This window comes from Stenotrophomonas maltophilia R551-3 (genome assembly GCF_000020665.1).
Lineage (GTDB): Bacteria > Pseudomonadota > Gammaproteobacteria > Xanthomonadales > Xanthomonadaceae > Stenotrophomonas > Stenotrophomonas maltophilia_L.
On sequence record NC_011071.1, the window covers coordinates 838307 to 861690 of the forward strand.

Annotated in this window: 17 protein-coding genes and 1 tRNA gene; 9 read left to right on the plus strand and 9 right to left on the minus strand. The window is 66.9% G+C overall.

The features are described 5' to 3' along the window. Positions 1 to 2 precede the first annotated feature (2 nt). Both prfA and hemA read right to left on the minus strand, forming a co-directional pair. On the minus strand, positions 3 to 1085 hold the full coding sequence (gene prfA / locus SMAL_RS03665; protein ID WP_012510139.1) for a peptide chain release factor 1: 1083 nt from the start codon (positions 1083 to 1085) through the stop codon (positions 3 to 5). Next, positions 1063 to 2346 carry a glutamyl-tRNA reductase gene (gene hemA / locus SMAL_RS03670; RefSeq protein WP_012510140.1) on the minus strand — a complete coding sequence of 428 codons (1284 nt, stop codon included), beginning with the start codon at positions 2344 to 2346 and terminating at the stop codon, positions 1063 to 1065. Before hemA ends, prfA begins: the two co-directional genes overlap by 23 nt. A gap of 63 nt (positions 2347 to 2409) precedes the next feature. On the opposite strand from hemA, the gene SMAL_RS03675 reads away from it, so the two are divergent. The 8 genes from SMAL_RS03675 (at position 2410) to ychF (ending at position 9365) form a co-directional block, all read left to right on the plus strand. After that, complete coding sequence (locus SMAL_RS03675) at positions 2410 to 4095, plus strand: tetratricopeptide repeat protein (RefSeq protein WP_198283151.1); 1686 nt, start codon at positions 2410 to 2412, stop codon at positions 4093 to 4095. Then, on the plus strand, positions 4092 to 4751 hold the full coding sequence (gene lolB, locus SMAL_RS03680) for a lipoprotein insertase outer membrane protein LolB (RefSeq protein WP_012510142.1): 660 nt from the start codon (positions 4092 to 4094) through the stop codon (positions 4749 to 4751). Before SMAL_RS03675 ends, lolB begins: the two co-directional genes overlap by 4 nt. Next, positions 4748 to 5617 carry a 4-(cytidine 5'-diphospho)-2-C-methyl-D-erythritol kinase gene (gene ispE / locus SMAL_RS03685; RefSeq protein WP_004144966.1) on the plus strand — a complete coding sequence of 290 codons (870 nt, stop codon included), beginning with the start codon at positions 4748 to 4750 and terminating at the stop codon, positions 5615 to 5617. The genes lolB and ispE overlap by 4 nt, the downstream gene beginning before the upstream one ends. An 11-nt stretch (positions 5618 to 5628) precedes the next feature. Next, positions 5629 to 5705: transfer RNA gene (locus SMAL_RS03690), tRNA-Gln, on the plus strand. Between the two features lie 138 nt (positions 5706 to 5843). Then, positions 5844 to 6803, plus strand: coding sequence for a ribose-phosphate diphosphokinase (locus tag SMAL_RS03695; protein ID WP_005415400.1), 960 nt, complete (start codon positions 5844 to 5846; stop codon positions 6801 to 6803). 106 nt (positions 6804 to 6909) lie between these two features. Further along, the gene (locus tag SMAL_RS03700; RefSeq protein WP_012510143.1) at positions 6910 to 7530 is read left to right on the plus strand and encodes a 50S ribosomal protein L25/general stress protein Ctc; all 621 of its coding nucleotides are present in this window, start codon (positions 6910 to 6912) and stop codon (positions 7528 to 7530) included. Between the two features lie 59 nt (positions 7531 to 7589). Then, the gene (gene pth / locus SMAL_RS03705) at positions 7590 to 8168 is read left to right on the plus strand and encodes an aminoacyl-tRNA hydrolase (RefSeq protein WP_004144977.1); all 579 of its coding nucleotides are present in this window, start codon (positions 7590 to 7592) and stop codon (positions 8166 to 8168) included. A gap of 105 nt (positions 8169 to 8273) precedes the next feature. Then, positions 8274 to 9365 carry a redox-regulated ATPase YchF gene (gene ychF, locus SMAL_RS03710; RefSeq protein ID WP_004144978.1) on the plus strand — a complete coding sequence of 364 codons (1092 nt, stop codon included), beginning with the start codon at positions 8274 to 8276 and terminating at the stop codon, positions 9363 to 9365. A 489-nt stretch (positions 9366 to 9854) separates the two neighbouring features. On the opposite strand, the gene SMAL_RS03715 is transcribed toward ychF, so the two are convergent. After that, positions 9855 to 10037 (minus strand): hypothetical protein, encoded by a 183-nt coding sequence (locus tag SMAL_RS03715; RefSeq protein WP_012510144.1) that lies wholly within the window; start codon positions 10035 to 10037, stop codon positions 9855 to 9857. 187 nt (positions 10038 to 10224) lie between these two features. Between SMAL_RS03715 and SMAL_RS03720 the strand changes: the two genes are divergently transcribed. Further along, positions 10225 to 10626 carry a VOC family protein gene (locus SMAL_RS03720; RefSeq protein ID WP_012510145.1) on the plus strand — a complete coding sequence of 134 codons (402 nt, stop codon included), beginning with the start codon at positions 10225 to 10227 and terminating at the stop codon, positions 10624 to 10626. Positions 10627 to 10685: 59 nt separating this feature from the next. Here SMAL_RS03720 and SMAL_RS03725 read toward each other — a convergent pair whose 3' ends face one another. The 6 genes from SMAL_RS03725 to SMAL_RS03750 all read right to left on the minus strand — a co-directional run bounded on the left by SMAL_RS03725 (position 10686) and on the right by SMAL_RS03750 (position 23226). Continuing rightward, positions 10686 to 11213, minus strand: a complete 528-nt coding sequence (locus SMAL_RS03725) for a hypothetical protein (RefSeq protein ID WP_004145014.1) — start codon at positions 11211 to 11213, stop codon at positions 10686 to 10688. A 506-nt stretch (positions 11214 to 11719) separates the two neighbouring features. Next, entirely contained in the window at positions 11720 to 14980 is a 3261-nt protein-coding gene (locus tag SMAL_RS03730; RefSeq protein ID WP_012510147.1) for an autotransporter family protein, read from the minus strand. A 263-nt stretch (positions 14981 to 15243) separates the two neighbouring features. Further along, positions 15244 to 15885, minus strand: coding sequence for a response regulator (locus tag SMAL_RS03735; RefSeq protein ID WP_004145080.1), 642 nt, complete (start codon positions 15883 to 15885; stop codon positions 15244 to 15246). Next, positions 15882 to 19106: a hybrid sensor histidine kinase/response regulator gene (locus tag SMAL_RS03740; RefSeq protein ID WP_012510148.1), complete on the minus strand. Its 3225-nt coding sequence runs from the start codon at positions 19104 to 19106 to the stop codon at positions 15882 to 15884. The genes SMAL_RS03735 and SMAL_RS03740 overlap by 4 nt, the downstream gene beginning before the upstream one ends. Positions 19107 to 19231: 125 nt before the next feature. Next, positions 19232 to 20452 (minus strand): EAL domain-containing response regulator, encoded by a 1221-nt coding sequence (locus tag SMAL_RS03745; protein ID WP_012510149.1) that lies wholly within the window; start codon positions 20450 to 20452, stop codon positions 19232 to 19234. Next, entirely contained in the window at positions 20449 to 23226 is a 2778-nt protein-coding gene (locus SMAL_RS03750) for a response regulator (RefSeq protein WP_012510150.1), read from the minus strand. The genes SMAL_RS03745 and SMAL_RS03750 overlap by 4 nt, the downstream gene beginning before the upstream one ends. Positions 23227 to 23384: the final 158 nt, after the last annotated feature.

Here is a 23384-nt window from a genome sequence, read left to right on the forward strand (position 1 = left end):
GCTCAGCCCGCCGACAGCTGGGCCAGGGCGTCGACCTGGTGTTCGTGGCTGAGCCGCTGCAGCAGCGGATCGAGATCGCCGGCGAGGATGTTCGGCAGGTCATACAGGGTCAGGCCTTCCACGCGGTGGTCGGTGATCCGGCCCTGCGGGAAGTTGTAGGTGCGGATGCGCTGGCTGCGGTCGCCGCTGCCGACCTGCAGGCGACGCGACTCGGCCTGCGCGGCGTCCTGGCGCTGGCGCTCGGCGTCCAGCAGCTGCGCCTTCAGGCGCTTCATCGCCTTGTCGCGGTTGGCGTGTTGGCTGCGCTCGGTCTGGCATTCCACCACCACACCGGTTGGCACGTGGGTGATGCGGATGGCCGACTCGGTCTTGTTGACGTGCTGGCCACCGGCGCCGGACGAGCGGAACGTATCCACCCTCAGGTCGGCCGGATTGATGACGATGTCATCGACTTCATCGGCCTCGGGAATGATCGCCACGGTCGCCGCCGAGGTGTGGATGCGGCCCTGCGATTCGGTAGCCGGAACACGCTGTACGCGATGCGTGCCCGATTCGAATTTCAGGCGTGAGAACGCACCACGGCCGACCACGCGCGCCACCACTTCCTTGTAGCCGCCATGTTCGCCGGGGTTGTCCGATTCGATCTCGACCTTCCAGCCCTGGCGTTCGGCATAGCGGGCGTACATGCGGAACAGGTCGCCGGCGAAGATCGCTGCTTCGTCGCCACCGGTACCGGCACGCACTTCCAGGAACAGGTTGCCGTCGTCGCGTGGGTCGCGCGGCACCAGCAGCAATGCCAGTTCCTGCTCCAGCTCCTGCAGGCGCGCCTGCGCGGCCGCGATTTCCTCGTCGGCCAGCTCGCGCAGGTCGGGGTCGGCACGCATGCCTTCGGCCGCGGCCAGGTCGGCCTTGGCACGGGTTTCATCGGCCAGGGCGGTGGCGATCGGCTCAAGTTGGGCGAATTCGCGCGAAAGGTCGCGGAAACGGGTGTTGTCGGCGACCACATCGGGTTCGGCGAGCAGGCGTTCCAGTTCTTCGCGGCGCTCGGCCAGCGCTTCCAGCTTACGGCGCAGGGTCGGCGTCATCAGGTCTCACGGGTGGGTGGCGGTAACCCGGCGTGGCCGGGAACAGGCGCTCGGCGGCGCGGGTCAGGTCGGCGTCGCCGCTCAGCGCGGCCGCGCGCAGCGCAGCGGTCGGCGGATGCAGCAGGCGGTTGGTCAGGCCATGGGCAAGCAGTTCCAGTACTTCGTCAGCCGGCTTGCCGTTGGCCAGCTGCTGGCGTGCGCGCTCCAGCAGTTCGGTGCGGGTGGCTTCGCCAAACGCGCGCAGCTGCCGCAATGGCGCCTGGTGGGCGCTGGCCTGCTGCGTTTCGACGAAGCGCGACACCTGCAGGTCGATGATCGCCTCGGCCTCGGCGGCAGCCTCGCGGCGGCCACGGCGGTTGTCTTCCACCGCCCGCTCGAGATCGTCCACGGTGTACAGAAAGGCATCGTTGAGCGTGGCGACGTCGGCTTCGATGTCACGCGGCACGGCCAGGTCGAACAGCAGCATCGGCTTGTGCCGGCGCGTGCGCAGCGCCTTGGCCACCATCTCGCGATGGATCACCGGCTCGCGTGCGGCAGTGGCCGAGAACACCACGTCGGCCTCACCCAGGTGGCGGTCCAGTTCGGTCAGCGGCAGGGCCACGCCGCCGTGGCGGCTGGCCAGCTCCTGCGCATGGGCGAGGGTGCGGTTGGCGATCAGCAGCCGCCGCACCTTGCCCTCACTCAGGTGGCGTGCAGCCAGCTCGATGGTCTCGCCGGCGCCGACCAGCAGCACGGTGGAATCGTCCAGGCGCGCGAACGCGTTCTGTGCCAGCCGCACTGCGGCCGATGCCACCGACACCGGGTTGGCGCCGACCTGGGTATCGGTGCGTGCGCGCTTGGCCACCGAGAAGGTCTGCTGGAACAGCCGGTCCAGGCGCTGGCCAAGCAGGCCGTGGTCGCGCGCGGTCGACCAGGCATCCTTCACCTGGCCGAGGATCTGCGGTTCGCCCAGCACCATCGAGTCCAGCCCGGTGGCGACCCGGAACAGGTGGCGTACCGCTTCGGCATCGGCATGCTGGTACAGGTAGCCCTGCAGGTCGCCGGCCTGGGTATGCAGCCATTGGTCCAGCGCCTGTGCAGAGTCGGCCACCGCGTACAGCTCGGTGCGGTTGCAGGTGGACAGCAGCACCGCCTCGGCGATCTGCGGGGTATCGCGCAGCGAACCGAGCGCGCGCGGCAACGCCTCACCGGCGAAGGCTGCGCGTTCGCGCAGTTCCACCGGTGCGGTCTGGTGATTCAGTCCGAGCACCCACAGGGTCATTGTTCAGTTGCTTGCGATAAGCTGCTGGCCATTGGACGACATTTTAAGGCCCCGATGCCGACGATGCCCGCATTGATTCGCATCCCCAGTGTTCTGCTGCTGTCCCTGGCCTGCGGCCAGGCCCTGGCGGCGGTGCCGGCCAAGGCCCCCGTGCGGGCCCCGGCCACTGAGGAACTGGCACTGGAACCGGTGATGGCCGGTGAATTCGCGCTGCAGGCCGGCAAGCTGGCCGAGGCCGCGCGCTGGTACCTGCAGGCCGCCCAGCAGACCGACGGCGACGCCGGCCTGGCCGAGCGTGCGACCCGTATTTCCATGCTTGCCAACGATGATGCCAGCGCGGCAAAGGGCCTGGCCCTGTGGCAGCAGCGCGCCCCGCGTTCGTTGACCATGCGCAGTGCGGCCGGTGCGCTGGCCATGCGCCAGGGCGATGTGAAGGCGGCCCGCACCGAACTGCAGGGCCTGCTGGCCGACCCCGACGAGCGCGGCTGGAAGTTCGCCCTGGCCGCACTGATCGGTGGCGGCCGTGATCCGGCGGTGCCCGCGCAGGTGCTGGGTGAGCTGGTCGACGCCAATGCCATTCCGCCGAAGATCGAAGCCTGGCAGGAGTTTGGCCGCCTTGCCCTGCGCATGGAAAAGCCCGAGCTGGCCCGGCGCATGATCGATGAAGTGGTCAAGCGCTTCCCGGAAGAGCCACGTGTGGCGCTGCTGCGTGCCAGCCAGCTGCAGCAGGCGGGCGAGACCGGCAAGGCGTTGTCGCTGCTGCACGATGTGGAGCCGAAGACCCGCCAGGACCCGGAACTGCGCAATGCGGTGGCCATTGCCTACGACAGTCTCGGCCAGCCGTCCGCCGCCGAGCGCGTGCTGGCGTTCGGCCCGCAGGACGTGCAGACCTGGGGCATGCGCGCCTCGCTGCTGGCCAAGCAGGGCGACAAGGCCGCGCTTTCCAATCTCTACAACGAACTGTCGCGGCAGGCGGCCAAGCCGGACCCGGCGCAGCGCCTGCTGCTGGGCAAGATCGCCGAGTACCTGAAGCGTTATCCCGAGGCGGTGCAGTGGTACCACAGCGTGCCCGGTGGCGATGAGCTGAGCGAGGCGCGCCTGCGCGCGGCCAATGCCCAGGCCCTGGCCGGGCGTCTGCCACTGGCGCTGGACGAAGTGCATGCGATCCAGTCCGATGCGGTGGTCGACGACGACGTGCGCCGCGACGCCTACCTGCTGGAAGCCGAGCTGCGCCAGCGCGCCGACGACAGTGCCGGCGAGCTGGATGCGCTGGCCCGCGGCCTGGCGGCCTACCCGGATGACAACGGCCTGCTGTACGCCCGTGCGCTTACCTGGGAGCGTCGCGACGACATTCCGCGTGCCGAGGCCGATCTGCGCAAGATCCTGGTGACCGAGCCGGAGAACGTGCCGGCTTTGAACGCGCTGGGTTACACCCTGGCCGATCGCACCGGCCGCCTGCAGGAAGCACTGGAGCTGATCGACCGCGCCCGCGTGGCCGAACCGGACAACGCCGCCATCGTCGACAGCTACGGCTGGGTGCTGTATCGCCTGGGCCGCAAGGAAGAGGCACTGGTGCAGCTGCGCCGGGCCTGGACCCTGGCCAAGGACCCGGAGATCGCTTCGCACGTTGGCGAAGTGCTGTGGGTGCTGGGCAAGCACGATGAGGCCCGTCATTTCTTCGAGGAAGCGGCCAAGCTCGACCCTGAAAACCGCGCGCTGCTGCGCGCCCGCGAGAAATTCAATCCATGAGTGTTTCCCTGATCCGGCCGCTGCTGTTGGCGGCCGCGACCCTGGCGGTCACCGCCTGCACCACCGTGGGCACCCAGAAGACCCCGGCGCCGGCCGTGGTCGAGTTCGTGTCCGCCGAAGCCGCGCAGGCCGAGGCCGCGCGCGTGGCCGCGCTGCATGCGCAGCCGGACTGGGCCTTCCAGGGCCGGGTCGCGGTAAGCAAGGGCAAGGATGGCGGCAGCGGCCGCATCGACTGGAAGCAGGACGGCCGCCGCTACGTGGTCGAGTTGAGCGCACCGGTGACCCGGCAGAGCTGGAAGCTGACCGGCGATACCCATTCCGAGGCCGGCCGCCTGGAAGGGTTGGCCGGTGGCCCGCGTGACGGCGAGGACGCCCAGCAGCTGCTGCTGGAGGCTACCGGCTGGGATATCCCGGTCAACCAGCTGCCGGACTGGATCCGCGGCCTGGTGGCAGGCGACGCTGCCGGCCCCGAAAAGGTCGAGCGTGACGGCGAGGGCCGTCCGCGCCGCATGCTGCAGATGGGTTGGCAGGTGCAGTACCTGGACTGGTACCCGGCTGATGCCGGGCGCCCGGCCGTGCCGCGCCGGATCGAGGCCAGCAATGGCGACGCCAAGGTGCGCCTGCTGGTGGACCAGTGGGCGCAGGGCACGCCATGAGTGCCGGGCGCGACGACGCGGGCTGGTCCTGGTGGCCGGCCCCGGCCAAGCTGAACCTGTTCCTGCACATCACTGGCCGCCGTGCCGACGGTTACCACGAGCTGCAGACCGTGTTCCGCCTGCTGGACTGGGGCGACCGTATCGGCCTGCGCCTGCGTGAAGACGGTCAGGTGCGCCGTGAAGGCGAGGGCCTGGCCGGCGTGGCCGAGGCCGATGATCTGGCAGTGCGTGCCGCGCGCCTGCTAAAAGATGTGGCGAATGTCGCGCAAGGTGCGGACATCATCGTTGAAAAGCACGTTTCGGCGGGCGGTGGCTTTGGCGGCGGTTCGTCCGATGCCGCCACCGTGCTGGTGGTGCTGAACCGCCTGTGGCAGGCCGGTCTGGACGAGGACGCGCTTGCCGCGCTGGGCCTGCGCCTGGGTGCCGATGTGCCGGTGTTCGTGCGCGGGCGCAATGCCTGGGCCGAAGGGGTGGGCGAACGCCTGCAGCCGATCGAGCTGACGCCGGCCTGGTATGTCATCGCCGAACCCGGGGTTCATGTTCCCACCCCGGCCCTGTTTGCTGATCCGGATTTGACGCGCGACTGCCCACAGGCGAAAATAGACGACTTCGCTTCCGGCGCTCTGGTCGGGAACGTGTTCGAGCCGGTGCTGCGCCGCCGCGAGCCTGCCGTAGAGGCGGTGCTTGCCGCGTTGAGCGGTATTGGCCGGGCACGTTTGACCGGGTCCGGAAGTGGTTGTTTCGTCGAGTTCGATTCGCAGGCTGCCGCAGAGCAGGGGCGAGCGGAGTTGCCGAAGGAGTTGCGGGCAAGGGTGGCTGCGGGCGTTGCACGTTCGCCACTGCTGGATGCACTCGAGCAACACTGATTCATCAATGCAGGGGCGTCGCCAAGAGGCCCAAGGCACCAGGTTTTGATCCTGGCATTCGGAGGTTCGAATCCTCCCGCCCCTGCCAATGCGGCTGTGTCCGCGCCATCCAGCGCATCGACCGCGCGGGACGTGGAAACAACCGCGGTGTTGTCAGCAGCAGGGGCCGAAGCGGTCCTTGCCGCTACCGGATCCCCGCCACTCGTCCCCGCCCGAGACAATCATGATGCAAGAGTCCCCGAACCTGCTGGTCTTTTCCGGCAACGCCAACAAACGTCTGGCGCAGAACATCTGCAAGGAACTGGGAGTACGCCCGGGCAAGGCGCTGGTCTCGCACTTCTCCGATGGTGAAGTGCAGGTGGAAATCGAAGAGAACGTCCGCAAGCAGGACGTGTTCGTGATCCAGCCGACCTGTGCGCCGAGCGCGGAAAACCTGATGGAACTGCTGGTGCTGATCGACGCGCTGAAGCGCGCATCGGTGGCCAGCGTGACCGCCGTGGTGCCGTACTTCGGCTACTCGCGCCAGGATCGCCGCATGCGTTCCTCGCGCGTGCCGATCACCGCCAAGCTGGCGGCGAAGATGTTCAGCACCGCTGGCGCTGATCGCGTGCTGACCGTTGACCTGCACGCCGACCAGATCCAGGGCTTCTTCGATATCCCGGTGGACAACGTGTATGCGTCCCCGCTGCTGCTGGCCGACATCTGGCGTGCCTACGGCACCGAGAACCTGATCGTGGTGTCGCCGGACGTGGGCGGCGTGGTCCGTGCCCGTGCAGTGGCCAAGCGCCTCGACGATGCCGACCTGGCGATCATCGACAAGCGCCGCCCGCGCGCCAACGTCTCCACCGTGATGAACATCATCGGTGATGTCGAAGGCAAGACCTGCGTGATGGTCGATGACATCGTCGATACCGCCGGCACCCTGTGCGCCGCTGCCGCTGCCTTGAAGGCGCGCGGTGCGCTCAAGGTCGCCGCCTACTGCACCCACGCGGTGCTGTCGGGCCCGGCGGTGGACAACATCACCAATTCCCAGCTCGACGAGCTGGTGGTGACCGATACCATCCCGCTGAAGGACGCAGCGCGGGTGTGCAGCAAGATCCGCCAGCTGAGCGTGGCGGAAATGCTGGCCGAGACGATGCGCCGCATCGCCTTCGGTGAGTCGGTCAGCTCGCTGTACGTCGACTGATTTTTCGTCCCCGCCGGCAACGGCAGGGACACACCGGGCGCTTCTGGTCGCGGAAGTGCCTTCAACCGCCAAGCCGCAAGGCAAGGCAACAACTGAGTAGTCGAAAATGTCGAAGACCCATGAAATCAAGGTCACCAAGCGTGAACTGCAGCGTAAGGGTGCGAGCCGCCGCCTGCGTCACGCTGGTGTGATCCCGGCGATCGTGTACGGCGGCAACGCCGAGCCGGTCGCCGTCAGCCTGGACCACAACGAAATCTGGCTGGCCCAGCAGAACGAGTGGTTCTATGCCTCGATCCTGGACCTGAACCTGGACGGCCAGGTGCAGAAGGTGCTGCTGCGTGACATGCAGCGCCATCCGTACAAGCAGCTGATCATGCACCTGGACTTCCTGCGCGTGAACGAGAACGAGAAGCTGACCGCTTCGGTTCCGCTGCACTTCATCAACGAAGACACCTCGCCGGCTGGCAAGGCTGCCGACGTCGTGGTCGCCCACGAACTGAAGGAAGTGTCCATCAGCTGCCTGCCGAAGGACCTGCCGGAGTCGATCGAAGTCGACCTGGGCGAGCTGAAGGCTGGCGACATCGTGTACCTGTCGGACATCAAGCTGCCGAAGGGCGTGGAAATCCCGGCGCTGGCGCTGGGCAAGGACCACGACGACGCCATCGTCACTGCCAAGCACGGCAAGGGCGAAGCTGCCGACGCTGAAGAAGCAGCGGCTGCCGAGTAATGCCTTCGCGGCGCCTGCCTTCGGGCAGGCGCCGTACTGGCATGTACCAGGAAGATCCAATGGCAGGATTGCGACTGATCGTCGGTCTGGGCAACCCCGGATCGGAGCACGCCCGGACCCGGCACAATGCCGGGTTTCATTTCGTTGAGGCCTTGGCTGAAAAAGCCGGCGCGCGCTGGAACGTGGACAGCAAGCTGTTCGGGGAGACTGCCAAGGTCGAGATCGCCGGGCAGACGGTGTGGCTGCTCAAGCCCGCCACCTTCATGAACCTCAGTGGCAAGTCGGTCACCGCCGCACAGCGGTTCTGGAAGATCGAGCCGGAAGAAACCCTGCTGGCCCATGACGAACTGGACCTGGCGCCCGGCGTGGCGCGGCTGAAGTTCGACGGTGGCCACGGTGGCCAGAATGGCCTGCGCGACACCATCCGCCTTCTCGGCCACGGCAAGTTCCACCGCCTGCGCGTGGGCATCGGCCATCCCGGCCACAAGGACCGCGTGGTGGGCTGGGTGCTCGGCCGTCCCTCCAAAGACGACGAAGTGCTGATTTCGCGCGCCATCGACGATGCGATCGACGTGCTGCCGCTGGCGGTGCAGGGCGATTTCAGCGAAGCGATGAAGCGGCTGCACACCCCGAAATAATTGGCCCGGTAGGTACCGACCGTTGGTCGGTACGGAGAATGATTGGAAAAGCAGCGCCCATGTTGCTGCTTCCCCAATCACTTTCACCCCAGAGAGCTGTCACCCATGGGTATCAAATGCGGCATCGTCGGCCTGCCCAACGTCGGCAAGTCGACCCTGTTCAACGCGCTGACCAAGGCGGGCATCGCCGCGGCCAACTTCCCGTTCTGCACCATCGAGCCGAACGTCGGCATCGTGCCGGTGCCGGATCCGCGCCTGAACGAGCTGGCAGCGATCATCAACCCGCAGAAGGTCATCCCGACTGCGGTCGAGTTCGTCGACATCGCCGGCCTGGTCGCCGGTGCCGCTAGCGGTGAAGGCTTGGGCAACAAGTTCCTGGCGCACATCCGCGAAGTCGATGCGATCACCCACGTGGTGCGCTGCTTCGAGAACGCCGACGTCATCCACGTCAACAACAAGGTCGACCCGATCTCGGATATCGAAACCATCGATACCGAACTGGCGCTGGCCGACCTGGACAGCGTCGAGAAGGCACTGAACCGTGCCGAGCGCGCCGCCAAGGGGGGTGACAAGGACGCGGCGGCGCGCAAGCCGGTGCTGGCCAAGCTGCAGGCGGCGCTGTCCGACGGCAAGTCCGGTCGTTCGGTCGGCCTGGACGAGGAAGAGAAGGCGCTGGTGCGCGATCTGTTCCTGCTGACCCTGAAGCCGGTGATGTACATCGCCAACGTGCTGGAAGACGGTTTCGAGAACAACCCGCACCTGGATGCCGTGCGCGCGCATGCCGCCGCTGAAGGCGCGCAGGTGGTGCCGGTGTCGGCCGCGATCGAAGAAGAGCTGTCCCAGCTCGACGACGAAGACCGCGATACCTTCCTGGCCGACCTGGGCCTGAGCGAGCCGGGCCTGAACCGCGTGATCAACGCGGCCTACAGCCTGCTCGGCCTGCAGACCTACTTCACCGCTGGCGTGAAGGAAGTGCGTGCTTGGACCGTGCGCAAGGGCGCCACCGCCCCGCAGGCTGCCGCTGTCATCCACACCGACTTCGAGAAGGGCTTCATCCGCGCTGAAACCATCGCGTATGACGACTTCATCAAGTACAAGGGCGAAGCCGGCGCCAAGGAAGCCGGTCGCCTGCGCCTGGAAGGCAAGGAATACCGCGTGCAGGAAGGCGACATCCTGCACTTCCGCTTCAACGTCTGATCCAGCGGTAACGGATCGATCCCGGACGCCCCGCCTTGTGCGGGGCGTTCGCGTTTCTGGAGATGGACAAAAAAACACCACGTTGCGAAACGCTTGCGGTGTGATGTTCGCCGGCACTTGTCCACAGCAAACTCCCATCGCTTTCCACGTCGGATGTGGAAAACCGCGCGGCGGCCTGTAGAGCCGAGCCCACGCTCGGCTCAGGTTGGCATCAGCCGAGCATGGGCTCGGCTCTACAAGGCTTGCCCGTGTGGCGTGGACAAATTTTCACCACGCTCCGAAACGCCTGCAGCGCAACACTCGCGCCCACTTGTCCACATCAAGTTCCCATGGCTTTACACGTGCTGTGTGGAAAACCGCGGCAATGCCTGGACAAAAAAGCACCATGCCTTGAAACGATTGCCGTGCATGGCTCGCGCCCGCTTATCCACACCAAACCCCCATCGCTTTCCACGCGCGATGTGGAAAACCTGCGGAGCTACGCCTGGCTCAACGCCGGGTGGCGGGCGGAACGGTCGGCTGCGCGCTTGCCACGGCGTCTGCATTGACGGTGATTTGTACCCGCTCGGCATAGCGCGCCGAGGGGTGCGCAATGGAACGGCCCGACAGCAGCGAGCATCCAACAACGGACAGGCAGGTGGCCAGCAGCAGTACAGCGGTGATGAGCTTCATTGGATTCTTCCGGTGTGGAGGTCGTTGTAGGTTGCGCCGAATGTCCAGCCTCCACCGCAAGGTGGCGCCGGAACCGGGCGCATTGGGCGCGCGAATGGTTGCTCGCATGCGGCACTGTCGTACGATGGATCAACATCGCCTCGCAATACTCACGCGGCAACCGCGCAAGGATACTCGGCAGAATCCCATGTTCAGTCACATCACCGTCGGTACCAACGATCTTGATACAGCGGCCATCTTCTACGATGCCCTGCTGACTCCGCTCGGCATGCGCCGCCGTCCGGTCACGCCTGATGGTGGCCCGGCCGCGGCATGCTGGGTGACGGCGCACGCTGCGCTGCCGCGCTTCTACGTCTACGCGCCTTATGACCGTGAACCGGCAAGCCATGGAAACGGCAGCATGGTGGCGTTCCTCGCGCCCTCCGCGGACGCGGTGGATGCCGCCCATGCGGCAGGCCTCGCTGCCGGCGGCACCGACGAGGGCGCGCCAGGATTGCGGCCGCACTACGGTGCTGGCTACTACGGTGCGTATCTGCGCGATCCAGATGGCAACAAATGCCACATCGTCCATCGTGGAGACCTGGCCTAGAGCGCGCGCAGCACGGGTGCTGCGATGGCGGCACCCGTCACTGCCGGATTCCCGGCCAGTTACTGGATATCCCCGTACGAACAACCGACCGCGACCCAGCCGGGAGAGTAGCTGAGGTCCACCAGCACGCGGACGTTGCGGTTGTTGCTCAACGCTTTGCGGTAGTCCATGCCTTTCCAGCCGTATGTGGCTTCCATCGCCGCCTGGTCGGGGCGCGCGGACATGCCGCCGATGCGATCGACGATCTTCCTGCCGTGCGCCAGTTCTTCGCCGAGTGGAACACGGAATGCCAGGTGCATCTCGGTCGTGCTGGACATGTTGACCAGATCCGAGGTTTCGCCCCAGGCCCTGACGGGCGTCTCGCTGTTCCACAGGATGAGTGCGGAATCTCCGCCGACCTCACTGTGCACGAAGTCCTGCACCTGTTCGGCGTTGATCCGTTCTACAAAGCTGCTCACTTCCTCAGCGGAGAGCTTGCACTCGATCAGGCGCGACAGCGTGGATGCCGTGCTTTCCTGAGCCTGGGTGAGGGCAGGCGCAGACAGGGCCAGCAGTGCAGCGGCGATGGTTCCAATCCTGATGTTCATGGCATTCCTGGAGGTGTGGGTTCAAGAATCGGACGCTGTGGTAGAGCGGCCGTGCATCTGGCAACGGCGATGCGTACAGACAGTCGCAAAGCGATCAGCGCCCGGCCTCTCATCGAGGTGCGTTGCCGTCGGCAGCGCCCTCTGCCGGCGCAGAGGCTGCGCTGGGGGCGGCGACCGTCGCGGTCGCAACCGAAGGCAGGTATCCCTCGCGGCAGACGGGATTCACCACGCGCTCCCAACCGCCAGAGCCCGAACAGCTGAAGCACCCTGAGACGAAGGCCGGAAGCATGAGGCAGGCCAGAAGCCTTGCAAAGCATCTGATGCGCGGTCCTTGCATGTGCTGCTCCTGCGGGCTGCCTTGCGGTAAATGGCCAAAGAGCGCTGCCATCTGCAGGATTGTATGGGGGCTCTTTGCTGTGCACCAATCCGGACCGCTGTCCGGGCATCCCTGCCCGGTGCTTCCCTGTACCGCGTCCCTTCAACACCAGAGGCTGTGGTGCAACCCGCTACCAGCGATAGGACACGCCGAGCTGCGCGCCGATATCGCGGAAGCCCATGCCACCGCTCTGCCGGCTGATCTCGCCCCAGCCCCGCCAGCCACCGGAAAGATTCAGCTGCACACCGGCCTTGGCTTCGTAGATGTCGCGCGGCAGCTGCCGCTGCAACCGCTCGCCGTCCATCGCCAGGCCCGCACCGTTGCCTCCGGACCACCAGTTCACCGCAACGAACGGCTGCACCTGTCCTTCACCCTGTGTCAGTGAACGCGTGTACAGGCGCATGCCGACGCGCGTGGTGGTGCTGTCCTTGTCGCGGCCTTCAACGACCGTACCATTGGCTTCGACCACGGCGTCCGCATCGTAGCGGCTGTGCAGCACCTGCAGCTGTGGTTCCAGGTAGATGCCACGCGCTGCGCTGCGCTGCAGCGGCAGCACATAGCCGGCCTCGGCCGAGGCTGTCCAGCTGTGCGATCGGTAGCGTTCCTTCTGCAGGCCTTCGCCCTGCACGCTGTTGCGGAAGCGGCCGTACTGCAGCCAGCCATCCACATAGGCGCCGCCGTCCATGCGCGCATCCTGCAGCCACGTTGCATACAGGCCGATGCTGCTGCCAATGACCTCGCCCCGTGCTGTGTAGCCGGTTACCTGAGACCGGCTGTCATTGCGTGCCCGGCCCTGGCCCGCCATGACGCCCAGCTGCAGTTGGCCACCGGCATTGGCCTCGAAGCGGCGACCGACGCCCAGCAGGACGCTGCTCAGTCTGCTGTCCACATGCACCTGCTGGCCGCGGCCATGGCTGTCGGGTTGGCTGCTGCGCACCTGGGCCCATGCGATGGCGTTGCCGTCATCGTCGGCTGCAGTGGCGGGATCGCCGCTACGGTCATGCAGGCTGTGCCGGAACATGCCCTGCGCGGCGTTCTGGTTGGCCAGGTATGCAGCGGGTTCAGGGCGCTCCACGCGCGGTGGTTCAGGAGGCAGCGGCGGGTCGATCGGCGGCTGCACCGGCGGATCGATGGGGGGGCGCGGCGGATCCACTGGCGGATCGATTGGCGGGGTCGGCGGGTCGATCGGCGGATCGGGTGGCAACGGCGGGTCGACCGGCGGCACATATTCCGAGCGCAGGTACCAGTTGCCATCATCGGGGGTGGAGATGCCGCCCTTGAACAGGAAGTAGTCGTAGGCCCCCGCGACTGCACGCCCGTGCAGAGTGAACTGCGCATCGGACTGGCCGCTGACGCTGATCAGGCGGATGCCTTCGCGGGTGAGCGCGCCTGCACCGCCGGCGTTGCGTACGCTCACGGTGGCTGTGCCACGGCTGTCGCCCTCGATCACGAGCTGGTCGCCCAGCGATGCATCGTCACCCAGTGCGCGGTTGAACAGCCACTGCCCACCGTTGCCGACGTAGTCGCCGGTTACGGTCACGGTCTTGAAGCCGTCGGCCCCGGGTGCAACGAAGGCGATGGTGCCAGCGTGGTCCAGGGTGGCGACGCTGGAGTCGGCGCGCACGTCCCACTGGCTGCTGCCATCGATCGCCAGCTGCGCGACCTGGTAGCCCGATGCATTGCGCAGCGCGCCGCTGAACCGGGTGCCGTTGCGCAGCGTCATCCGCACGTTGGCGGTCGCGCTATCGACGACCACATCGCCGGTCAGGCGACTGTTGTCAGCGGTGAACAGAATGTCCGCGGTGGCGACCGAGCTTCCGTCGGTGAACACCGTATCGCTGACCCGCAGCAGGCGGCCATCGTCGAGTTCGCCTTGCTGGCGGGCGACGACATCGGTGTTGTTGAGTGTCAGTTCGTGGTTGCTGCCCTGCAGCCACAGCGCGGGGCCGTCCTCGGTCTGCAGCTGGCTGTTGTTGAATACCAGGCGGTTCCAGTACGGCCCGAACGCAGTGAGGTAGGAGCGGTAGGCTCCAGAGTTCGCGCCCTGCGCATGGATGCGCAGGCCATCGGCAGTGAGCTTTGCGGTGTTCATCTGCACGATGCCGAACGAGGAGGTGCCGCGCGTGGTGATCGAACCTCCCTGCAGTTCTGCATCCGCCGTGCTGCCACCCAGGAACACGCCACCGCCGCCGTTGCCGTACGTGGTGATGTCCAGGTCTTTGGCCCGGATCCGCGAATACGGTGTTGGCGGATTGCTGCCTGAAGCGCGCAGGCCGTACACGCCCGCGCCATGGGTGTCGATGCTGCCCCCGGTGATCGTCGCGGTTCCACCCCAGACGTCCACGCCATGGCCGTAGCCATTGTCACCGAAGGTGCTGATCACCGTATCGGTCATGTCGGCCAGCGAGTCGGCGCCCGACAGCCACACGCCGGAGTTGCCATCGCGCACGGTGAAGTGGGCGCCGTGGGTGGTCAGCTTGCCCCAGCTGTTGACGTTGACACCGTAACCGCCAACGGTCTCGAAGCGGCCGCCAGTGATGTCACCGCTGGAGTACACCCGGTTCGCACTGTTTCCCAGCAGACGGATGCTGCCGCCATTGGCAGTGGCACGGCCACCTTCAATCTGCAGCGTGCCGCCGTTGTAGATGTCGAAGTAGCCATTGCTCGTGTCCACGTCGCGCAGTGACAGCACGCTGCCGCTGCCGCTGGCCGACAGGCGGCCACTGGAACCGTTGCTGGCTTCGGCGAAGGTCATGGACAGCGCGTCCAGCGACAGCAATGCGCCGCCCTCGGCGTAGACACCACGGTTGGCACCATTGCTGATCGTGGTGCCCGACACGTGCAGCTCACTGCCGCGGCCACTGGAGTAAAGGGCATGCCCCTCGCTGCTCACGCTGCCGCCATTCAACCAGAGCTTGCCGCCGTTGGTGGCATTGACCGTGCCGTAGCCGGAGCTGTTGCGATAGGCATCGATGACCAGGTTGTTGGCCCGGATGACACTGCCTGCCCCACTTGCATTGAGTGCATAGCCAGCGTTGTCGGTGACATTGCCGAGCTGGATGTGGCCGCCTTCAATCAGCACGGTACCGCCCGCCATGGCCTGGATGCCACTGCCCCCGTGGGTGATGTCGATGCGGCTGCCATCGATCGTGGCAGTGCTGCCGGCTCCATTGACATCCAGTGCGAAGCCGCCACCCGAGTGCAGCAGGCGGTCGTCCGCACCCAGCTGCAGCGATTCGCCATTGACGACCTTCAGCGGGCCTTGCAGCTCCGCTGCCTGCACGGGCAACGCCGCCCACAACGCAGTGGCAAGCAGGCTGGGAATCAGGGGATGGCGCGCCACGCGCGCGCAGTCAGGCGCACGGCGCTGCCGTGTGGGGGAGGCATTCATGCTGATGGATTTCCTGTGGCAGGGCGCAGCGCGGCTGCGCGGACGGGCGCGGCGAAGCCGCGTCGCTGCGGAAGCCACACGTGACGGCGCCTGCAGGCGCCATCAGGCTTCCGCCCCCCACGGCGATGCAGCAACTGCCTGCGAGCGCACCGTGGCGGGATGTCTCCAGCCTAGAAATCGGCGCTGTCCGATGGAATCAGGCGTTTCCTAAAGCCATTGCAGGTCCCGGCCCAAGACCTGCAGGGTTCAGCCGGGAGCAGGCCTCAGGCGAACAGCGAGGCCTGCAGGCAGTACTCGATCAGCGCCTGGTCGCTGTCCACGCCGAGCTTGCGCATCGCGCTGATCTTCTGCGTGCTGACGGTCTTGGCGCTGCGCTGCAACTGCCGGGCGATGTCGCTGACGCTCATGCCGCCAGTGAACAGCCGGATTACTTCCAGTTCGCGCGGCGACAGCCGGGCCCGCAGGGTATCGGCATCGGCCGGATCGCCGGCCGCGATCGGCAGCAGGCCCGATGGCCGGTAGACGCGGTCGGCCAGTACCACCCGCAGTGCCCGCACCAGGCTGCCCAGGCCATGGCTCTTGAGCACCACGCCGCCGGCGCCAGCGGCATACATTGCCGCCACCAATGACGGGTTGGACACCATCGTCAGCACCAGCAGGCGGGTGTCCGGGAAGCTGCGCCGCAGGAACGAGATCAGCTTGATGCCGTCGCCGAAATGGTCAGCACCGGGCATGCTGTAGTCGGTGATCACCGCCTGCGGCCGGGTGCGTGTCATCAGGTCGATCAACGTGGCAGGGTCGGCGGCTTCGCCCACCACTTCCAGGTCCAGCTCGGCGGCAAGGACGTCGCGGATGCCGGCAAGCACGATCGGATGGTCGTCGGCGATGAGGATCCGTGTGGTCATGGCGAACTCGGGGTGTCAGGAGGGGAGGGAGAGGGGGTGCCCAGCAGGGGCTGCAGCAGCAGCTGCAGCCGCCGCTGGAACGCGGCCAGCGGTCCAGCCAGCTCTGCCAGGCCACTGCCCTGCGCGATGCGCTGTTCGATCAGCAGCCCGCTGTCCACCAGCGCAGGTGCGCCGACGATGACCAGCGCGCCACGGATGCGGTGCAGTACCTGCGCCACGCGTCCGGGATCGGCCTCGGTGATCGCCTGGCGCAGGCTGTCCAGATCGGCCTGCATGGTCTGCACGAACAGCACCTGCATCTTCGTGGGAACCTGCAGGGGAGGATCATCTTCGCCTGTCGTGGCCGGCGCAGGAGCGTCGATCGGCGATGGCTGCGTCTGTTCGGTCGTGATCCGGAGCAACAGGCGCTGCAGCGCTTCGAGGGTGATCGGTTTCACCAGTACGCCCTGCATGCCGGATTCCTGGCAGCGCTGGCGTTCGGCAGGGTCGGCATTGGCCGTGGCGCCGTAGATCGGCACATCGACATTACGGGTGCGAAGCGCGCGTGCCAGGCCATACCCATCCAGCCCGGGCATGTTCAGATCGGTCAGTACCAGCCCGAATGCCCCTTGCTGCCAGTAGCCCAGTGCTTCGTGGCCATCACTGGCGACCACGGCGCGGCAGCCGAGCCGTTCCAGCTGATCGCGCAGGATCGCCTGGTTGATGGGATTGTCCTCGGCCACCAGCACCTGCAGGTCGAAGCGCCGTGGTGCCGGCAGGCGGCCTTCGGCACTGGCCGCCAATGGCTGACCGCTGGCGGCCGCCAGTGCGATCACGATCGCATCGAACCGATGCAGGCCCACCTGCCATGCGCCGGCCAACAGCTGAGGTCGCACACTGCCTTCGCGGCAGGCGATCACATGTGGGCCACCGCCAGCGTCCGGCAAGGCTCCATCCAGTACCACATCGAGCAGGACGGAGGCCGATGCCTCACCAGCTGCACGCTCCTCCCGGTACACGTTCGCATGCGCGCCACGTTGCTGCAGGCGCTCGCACAGTGACTGCACCAGTTCGCGGACGCTGCCACGGACCTGCACCTGCAGGGTGGGGGGCAACTGGGGTGCGGGCGACTGCTGCGGATCCGGTGGCGCCGTCGGCAATGGCAGTTCCACACTGAAGCTGCTGCCCAGGCCGCTTTCGCTGACCACGCGCAGGTGACCATCCATCAGTTCGGCAAGATGGGCGCAGATGGCCAGGCCCAGGCCGGTCCCCCGCATGGCATCGGTGCCGGGATTGGCCTGGAAGAATGGCTCGAACAGATGCGACTGGTGTTCGCTGGCGATGCCGATACCGGTATCGGTCACCTGCCACTGCAGCCAGCAGCGCTGGTCCTGCCAACGCACCGATCCGCGTACAACGACGCGTCCACTGTCGGTGAACTTCAGTGCATTGCTGATCAGGTTGTTGAGTATCTGGCGGATCCGTGCGGCGTCCCCGCACACCGACGCTGGCACGTCGGCATCGATGCAGGCATAGAACTGCAGTCCCTTGTTCGCTGCCGCAGCGGCATAGGAGTCCAGTGCGTCCTCTGTCAGCCGTACCGGATCGAACGGGCTTGGCTCCAGGCTGAGTTGCCCGGCCTCGGCCTTGCTGACGTCGAGGATGTCGCTGATCAGCTGCATCAGGGTCGAAGACGAGCGCTGGATGGTGGCCAGATAGTGCTGCTGCCGCGCGTCCAACGGTGTCAACCCGAGCAGTTCGAGGGTGCCCAGCACGCCATACAGCGGGGTGCGGATCTCATGGCTCATCGTCGCCAGGAACTGGCTCTTGGCGCGGTTGGCCTGGTCGGCGGCGCGCCGCGCCTGCTGCAGCACCTGCTCGGCTTCATGCTGGCTGCTGAGATCGATGAACAGGCAGAGCACCGCCGGCTCACCGCGATAGCGCGCTGGTGTCGCTTTCACCAGCAGGTGACGGCCGTCGGGCGTGTTGTAGGCCAGGCCATCACCAAGCGTGGTGCCGCCGGCAGCCATCACGCTGCGTCGCCAGGGGCCATGCCACCCGCCGCCGAGGTGATCTTCACCCAGCCAGCTGCGGGCCAGCGCGTTGTCCAGCAGCACGTTGCCGTCGGCGCGCCGCAGCAGGCACAGCCCGATCGGTGCATTGTCCAGGATGGTGCGGCTGAAGGCCTCGCTTTCCAGCAGGCGCGCGTGGTTGCTGCGCAATGGCTCGATGACCGATCGGCGATATGCACGCAGTACCAGCGTGCCGCCCAGCGCCAGCAGCAGGGCGACCAGCACAGCCCCCAGCAACGGGCCCTGCGGATGCTGGAAGATCTGGCGCCAGCTTACGTGGTAGACCGCCAGCCAGCCGCGTTCGCTGCGCATGAGAAAGCGCAACCCATCCAGGCCCGCCTGCCAGGAGGTGCCGGCGTCGCTGATGTCAGCACCGTCCCCCAGCAGCCGCCGGCCGCTGGCATCGAACAGCGACAGTCGCTGGAATACCGGGACGCCCAGCACCTGCCGATAGTCGTCAACGCGCCCGGGGTCGAGCAGGCAGGCCAGCGCGGCCAGTGAGCCTTCCTCCGTCTGTCCCCACAGGCGTGCGTCCTGCGGGGCATGGGCGATGGCCAGCAGCCGGGTCTGCCGATCTCGCCAAGGCACCGCAACCCAGGCGATGCCGCCGCGCTGCAGGCTCGGTTGGGCACCCAGTACACGGTGGATGTCGGCAATTGCCGGGCGCAGGTGATGCGGGCTGTTCTGGCTTGCGTCTGCGCCGGTCATCTGTACCGGCGCCAGCAGCCCACGCGTACCCTGTCCATCGACCAGCAGGCACTGTGGCGGAGGGTAGTGCGAGGCCGACCAGAAGGATCCGTAGAAGCGCAGGAAGCGGTCGCCCAGCTCGGTGGGTGCCGGGGAGCGGGTGCCTTCGTCGCCGATCAGGGCGAAATCGGCGAACAGGGGCCCGCGTTGCAGCTCCACGCTGGCATCGGGTATCGGTTGCCCGCGTGCACCGACATCATGCAGCCGCCACTGGCGCAGGAAGCGTTCCTGTTCAAGCAGCGTGCCGTCGAGACGGCGGAAGTGGTACTCGATCTTGCTGCGCTCTTCGCGCAGCAGCTGCGTGCCGGTGGACAGCAGCAACCCGGCCTGCAGGGTGGCCAGCACCACCACGCCGATCAGCAGGGCATGGACACGCAGGGAACGGCGAGCGAGTCGGCGTACGGGAGCGGCCTCGGCCGGCATGGCAGGTCTCGGAGCAGTGGGCGGTCAGCGGCAACGCGAGGCGACGGGCGAGTGCCTGACGCTACTGCACAGACAGGATCATCAATGCCGCTTGATGGAATTGTGAAGCCGTTGTGGAGCAGGCTTCAACGCAGGACGGCCCGTGGCGTTTCATCCGCGTGCGGCGCATCGTCGTCCAGCAGCCGGGTGAACTCGTCCGAAGGCAGCGCCTGCGAAATCAGGAAGCCCTGCACCTGGCTGCAGCCGAGCCGACGCAGCACGGCCAGGTCGGCATCGCTTTCCACCCCCTCGGCCACAATGGTCAATCCCAGCTGGTTGGCCAGCGCGATGATCGTTGACAGGGTCAGGTGCAGGGCCGGATCGCGGGCGCAGCCGCTGACCAGCGCGCGGTCGATCTTGACCTCGGTAAAAGGCGTGTTGACCAGGTTGTGGACCGAACTCAAGCCCTGCCCGAAATCATCCTGGGCCAGGCCGAAGCCCTTCATGCGCAGGCGGCAGGCACCGGCATAGAAGTCACTGACGTGTCGCGTGGTGCTGTTCTCCATCAATTCGAAGCACAGTTCGCCCGGCGTGCCACCCAGTGCCAGGGTCAGCGCCAGCAGCTCATCGGGCAGATCGGACTGCTCGAGCAGATGGGGCGGCAGGTTGATGGAAACCGGCACCCGGAAGCCCTGCCTGCGCCAGCGCGCCTGCGCTTTGATACTGGCCGTGAGCATCATCCGCAACAGCTCGCCTTCCAGCCCATGGCGGCACATCGCTGGCAGGAAGCTGCCCGCTGCCAGCGTTCCCAACACGGGATGGCGCCAGCGCACCAGCGCCTCGGCAGCGACCACCCGCCCGGACTGCAGCGACTTCTTCGGTTGGAACCAGGCCGTGAGACTGCCATCGGCCATCGCCTGGCGCAGTTCCCGTGCGTCGGGTTCGGGCCGCACGGTTGCCTGCATGGATGAGGCATCCAGCGACGGTCGCGCCTGTGCCAGCGCTTCGAACAGGGTATCCACGTCGGCGGCTGCGACAGGCTTGGGCAGCAGGCCGATCACATCCAACCCCAGCGATTCGGCCATCAACCGTGCCGAAGTCATCATCCGCCGTGGTGCGGCGCTGACCACCGCAAGGCGGGGTGGGCGCGGCTGGGCCGCCAGTGCCTGGATGAACTGAATGCCGTCCTGGCCGGGCATCAGCAGGTCGCTCACCACCAGATCGTAGGGCTGGCACGCACACAGCGCGATGGCGGCGTCCACGTCTTCGCAGGCGTCGACCTGCACTCCCGCGCGGTTGCCGAACAGATTGGCAAGGAAGCCGCGTTGGAACGGCTGGTCCTCCAGGATCAGGACACGCTGGGTCATGCGGGGTCTCCTTGGCGCAGTGCGGTGAGTGCCTTGCGCAGGCGGGCGATGTCGATGGGTTTGCTCAGGTAGCCCTGCATGCCGCTGGCCAGGCAGCGCTCGCGTTCCTCGGCGGTGGCATTGGCGGTGGCGCCGATCACCGGCACTGGATTGCCGTCCTCACGCAGCTGGCGTGCAAGCGCATGGCCATCCATGCGCGGCATGTTGATGTCGGTCACCACCAGGTCGAAGGCCTGCTCGCGGCACAGCGACAACGCTTCCACGCCGTCCTGGGACAGCGCCACCGTGCATCCCAGGGTGCGCAGCTGCTCGGCCAGGATCACCCGGTTGATCGGATTGTCCTCGACCACGAGTACGCGCAGGTCCAGCGGGATCGGTAGTGTCGCGCGCTCGGCTTGCGGCAAGGCCGCACGCTGTTGCTGCAAGCGGGCGAGGGCATTGCCGATCGCAGTCATGCCATGCAGGGTCACCACCAGGCTGCCGTCGGCCGCTTCGCTGGGCTGTTCACCACCCTCGATCGACGCCACCACGCGAGGGCCCGTCCAGGCCAGTGGCATTGCGGCTTCGCCATCCATCAGGATCGCGCCGTCATGGTCGAGCAGGGTGGGGTCGCCCTGCAATGGCTGCGCATTGGCACCCCAGCGGCGCAGCCAGCCGCACGCGCTGTCGACCAGTTCGCGGTCGCGGCCGCGTACCAGCACCGGAGGCTCGGGGTTGAGTACGGGCCCGTCCTCTGCAGCGGCCAACACCGGCAACGGCAGGCGCACGCTGAAGCTGCTGCCCAACCCCGGCTCGCTGACCACCTGCAGTTCGCCACTCATCAGGCGTACCAGGCGGTCACTGATGGACAGCCCAAGGCCAGTGCCCTGTGCACTGGCCGCACCCCGCACCTGGCGGAATGGTTCGAACAGGCGCGCCTGCTCTTCCGCAGCGATGCCCACGCCGGTATCGGTGACCTGCCAGACCAGTACGCTCGATTCAGCTTCGCGCTGCACCTGGCGCACGCGCAGTACCACCCGGCCGTGCTCGGTGAACTTGATGGCGTTGCTGAGCAGGTTGCCGAGCACCTGGCGGATCCGATCGGCATCGCCGAGCACGCGTGTCGGCAGGCGGGGGTCGGTGCACACCAGGATCTGCAGCCCCTTGCAGGTGGCCGAGGCCGCGAAGCTGCGCAGCACGCTTTCAGTCAGTTCGCGCGGTGAGAACGCCGCCGGTTCCAGGCTGAGCTGGCCGGACTCGATCTTCGAAACATCCAGCACATCGCTGATCAGCTGCAGCAGCACCGACGACGAGCTTTCGATGGTGCGCAGGTACTGTGACTGGCGCGGATCCAGCGTGGTATGGCCGAGCAGCTCAAGCGTGCCGAGGACGCCGTACAACGGAGTGCGGATCTCATGGCTCATGGTGGCCAGGAAAGCGCTCTTGGCCTGGTTGGCTGCATCAGCGGCCTGGCGTGCGGAGGAGAGTGCGGCCTGCGCCTGGCGATGGCGTGAGATGTCGTGGAAGACGCACAGCAGTACGTCGTCGCCCTGGTAACGGCAGGCGGCGTGCAGCACCTGCAGCTGGCGGCCATCGCGGGCAGTGAATTCCAGGCCATGACCACGCTCACCGGCATGCCCGCGCCACGGTGCCTGCCAGTCGCTGTCTGCGCCTTCCTCGCCCAGCCAGTCGCGCAGCACCTGGTTGCAGAGCAGCAGATGGCGGTCGCTGCGACGGAGGACGCAGATACCGGCCGGCGCCATGTCGATCACCGTTGAACTGAAGTCCAGGTTCTCCAGCAGGCGACGGTGCTGCTGCAGCGCCGGCTGGATGAGCTGACGGTCGACCCGATGCCGCAGCAGGCGCAGGGCGACACCCGCAAGCAGCAGCAACAACGTGCAGACCAGCAGCGGCACCGCCAGGTCACCCAGCAGCAGTGGCGGCGGCAGATGGTAGACCAGCCGCCAGCCATCATTGCCAACGCTCTTCACCAGGGCCACGCCGCGCGGCAGCCCACCGCTCCATAGCGTGCCGAAGCTGTCGTCCTGGCGTTGCCGCAGTGTGTCCCAGCCTGCACTGTCCAGACGGGGCGCCTGGCTGGACAAGGCCGGAGACCCTTCCCGGTCGAGCAGTGCATAGCCACCGATGCCCTGGCCATCGATCATGCCTGCGGCGGCGGCATCGTCGAGCAGGAGCAGCAACCACTGCATCGGGCGCGGGCCCGCCTGTACCGGCTGGGCCAGCGCCACGCCGGTTTCGCCCGGGCGCATCCAGTACACGGGGTCTGCGCCGTCGAGGCTGCCGCCGCGGGCCTGCAACGCGCGCAGTGACGGCAGCTGGGCGAGCTCTACATCGATCGCTGCACCGGCCAACCCGTGAGCGCCGTCTGCATCGATCAGCAACAGCCGTGTCTGCAGCGCCTGCAGCGTGTTCTCCGCGCGTGCTGAAAGCAGCATGCATTGGCCCGGCTGGCCTCCAGGCCCATCCAACGGAATCCGGCGCACGCCTTCGCCTTCGCCTGCTGCCGTCTGCGCGGCCGGGGCGCCCTTCACTACGGAATCGCCGAGGTAGCGCAGCAGGGCTTCGCGCTGGTCGAAATAGATCTGCGCCTTGTAGGCGGCAGCGTTCATTTCACGGCGATGAGTCGAGATGTCCTCGGTGAACGCTGTAAGCAGATAGAAGCCCGCTGCAGCCGCCAGGCAGATGAACACGCACACGGTCAGGCAGCGCAGCAGCACGGATGCGGTGGTTGGCGGCGCAACGGGCGGCAGCGAAGGGCGGGGAATCCGGAACATGGACCGATGCTAGAGATCGCTGCCGAAGTGACGGAATCAGCTGTTTCCTAAAATCCCCAGCGGGCCGGCCCTGGCCGCGCTCCCGCGCTGGCTCCATTCAGGCAGCGCAAAAAAGAAACCCCGCCGAAGCGGGGATCTTCCGGAACGGTACCTGCGGC

Coding starts and splice junctions, on each gene's coding strand:
- prfA (WP_012510139.1), bottom strand. CDS start 1,085: ATGACGCCGACCCTGCGCCGTAAGCTGGAAGCGCTGGCCGAGCGCCGC.
- hemA (WP_012510140.1), bottom strand. CDS start 2,346: ATGACCCTGTGGGTGCTCGGACTGAATCACCAGACCGCACCGGTGGAA.
- SMAL_RS03675 (WP_198283151.1), top strand. CDS start 2,410: ATGCCCGCATTGATTCGCATCCCCAGTGTTCTGCTGCTGTCCCTGGCC.
- lolB (WP_012510142.1), top strand. CDS start 4,092: ATGAGTGTTTCCCTGATCCGGCCGCTGCTGTTGGCGGCCGCGACCCTG.
- ispE (WP_004144966.1), top strand. CDS start 4,748: ATGAGTGCCGGGCGCGACGACGCGGGCTGGTCCTGGTGGCCGGCCCCG.
- SMAL_RS03695 (WP_005415400.1), top strand. CDS start 5,844: ATGCAAGAGTCCCCGAACCTGCTGGTCTTTTCCGGCAACGCCAACAAA.
- SMAL_RS03700 (WP_012510143.1), top strand. CDS start 6,910: ATGTCGAAGACCCATGAAATCAAGGTCACCAAGCGTGAACTGCAGCGT.
- pth (WP_004144977.1), top strand. CDS start 7,590: ATGGCAGGATTGCGACTGATCGTCGGTCTGGGCAACCCCGGATCGGAG.
- ychF (WP_004144978.1), top strand. CDS start 8,274: ATGGGTATCAAATGCGGCATCGTCGGCCTGCCCAACGTCGGCAAGTCG.
- SMAL_RS03715 (WP_012510144.1), bottom strand. CDS start 10,037: ATGAAGCTCATCACCGCTGTACTGCTGCTGGCCACCTGCCTGTCCGTT.
- SMAL_RS03720 (WP_012510145.1), top strand. CDS start 10,225: ATGTTCAGTCACATCACCGTCGGTACCAACGATCTTGATACAGCGGCC.
- SMAL_RS03725 (WP_004145014.1), bottom strand. CDS start 11,213: ATGAACATCAGGATTGGAACCATCGCCGCTGCACTGCTGGCCCTGTCT.
- SMAL_RS03730 (WP_012510147.1), bottom strand. CDS start 14,980: ATGAATGCCTCCCCCACACGGCAGCGCCGTGCGCCTGACTGCGCGCGC.
- SMAL_RS03735 (WP_004145080.1), bottom strand. CDS start 15,885: ATGACCACACGGATCCTCATCGCCGACGACCATCCGATCGTGCTTGCC.
- SMAL_RS03740 (WP_012510148.1), bottom strand. CDS start 19,106: ATGCCGGCCGAGGCCGCTCCCGTACGCCGACTCGCTCGCCGTTCCCTG.
- SMAL_RS03745 (WP_012510149.1), bottom strand. CDS start 20,452: ATGACCCAGCGTGTCCTGATCCTGGAGGACCAGCCGTTCCAACGCGGC.
- SMAL_RS03750 (WP_012510150.1), bottom strand. CDS start 23,226: ATGTTCCGGATTCCCCGCCCTTCGCTGCCGCCCGTTGCGCCGCCAACC.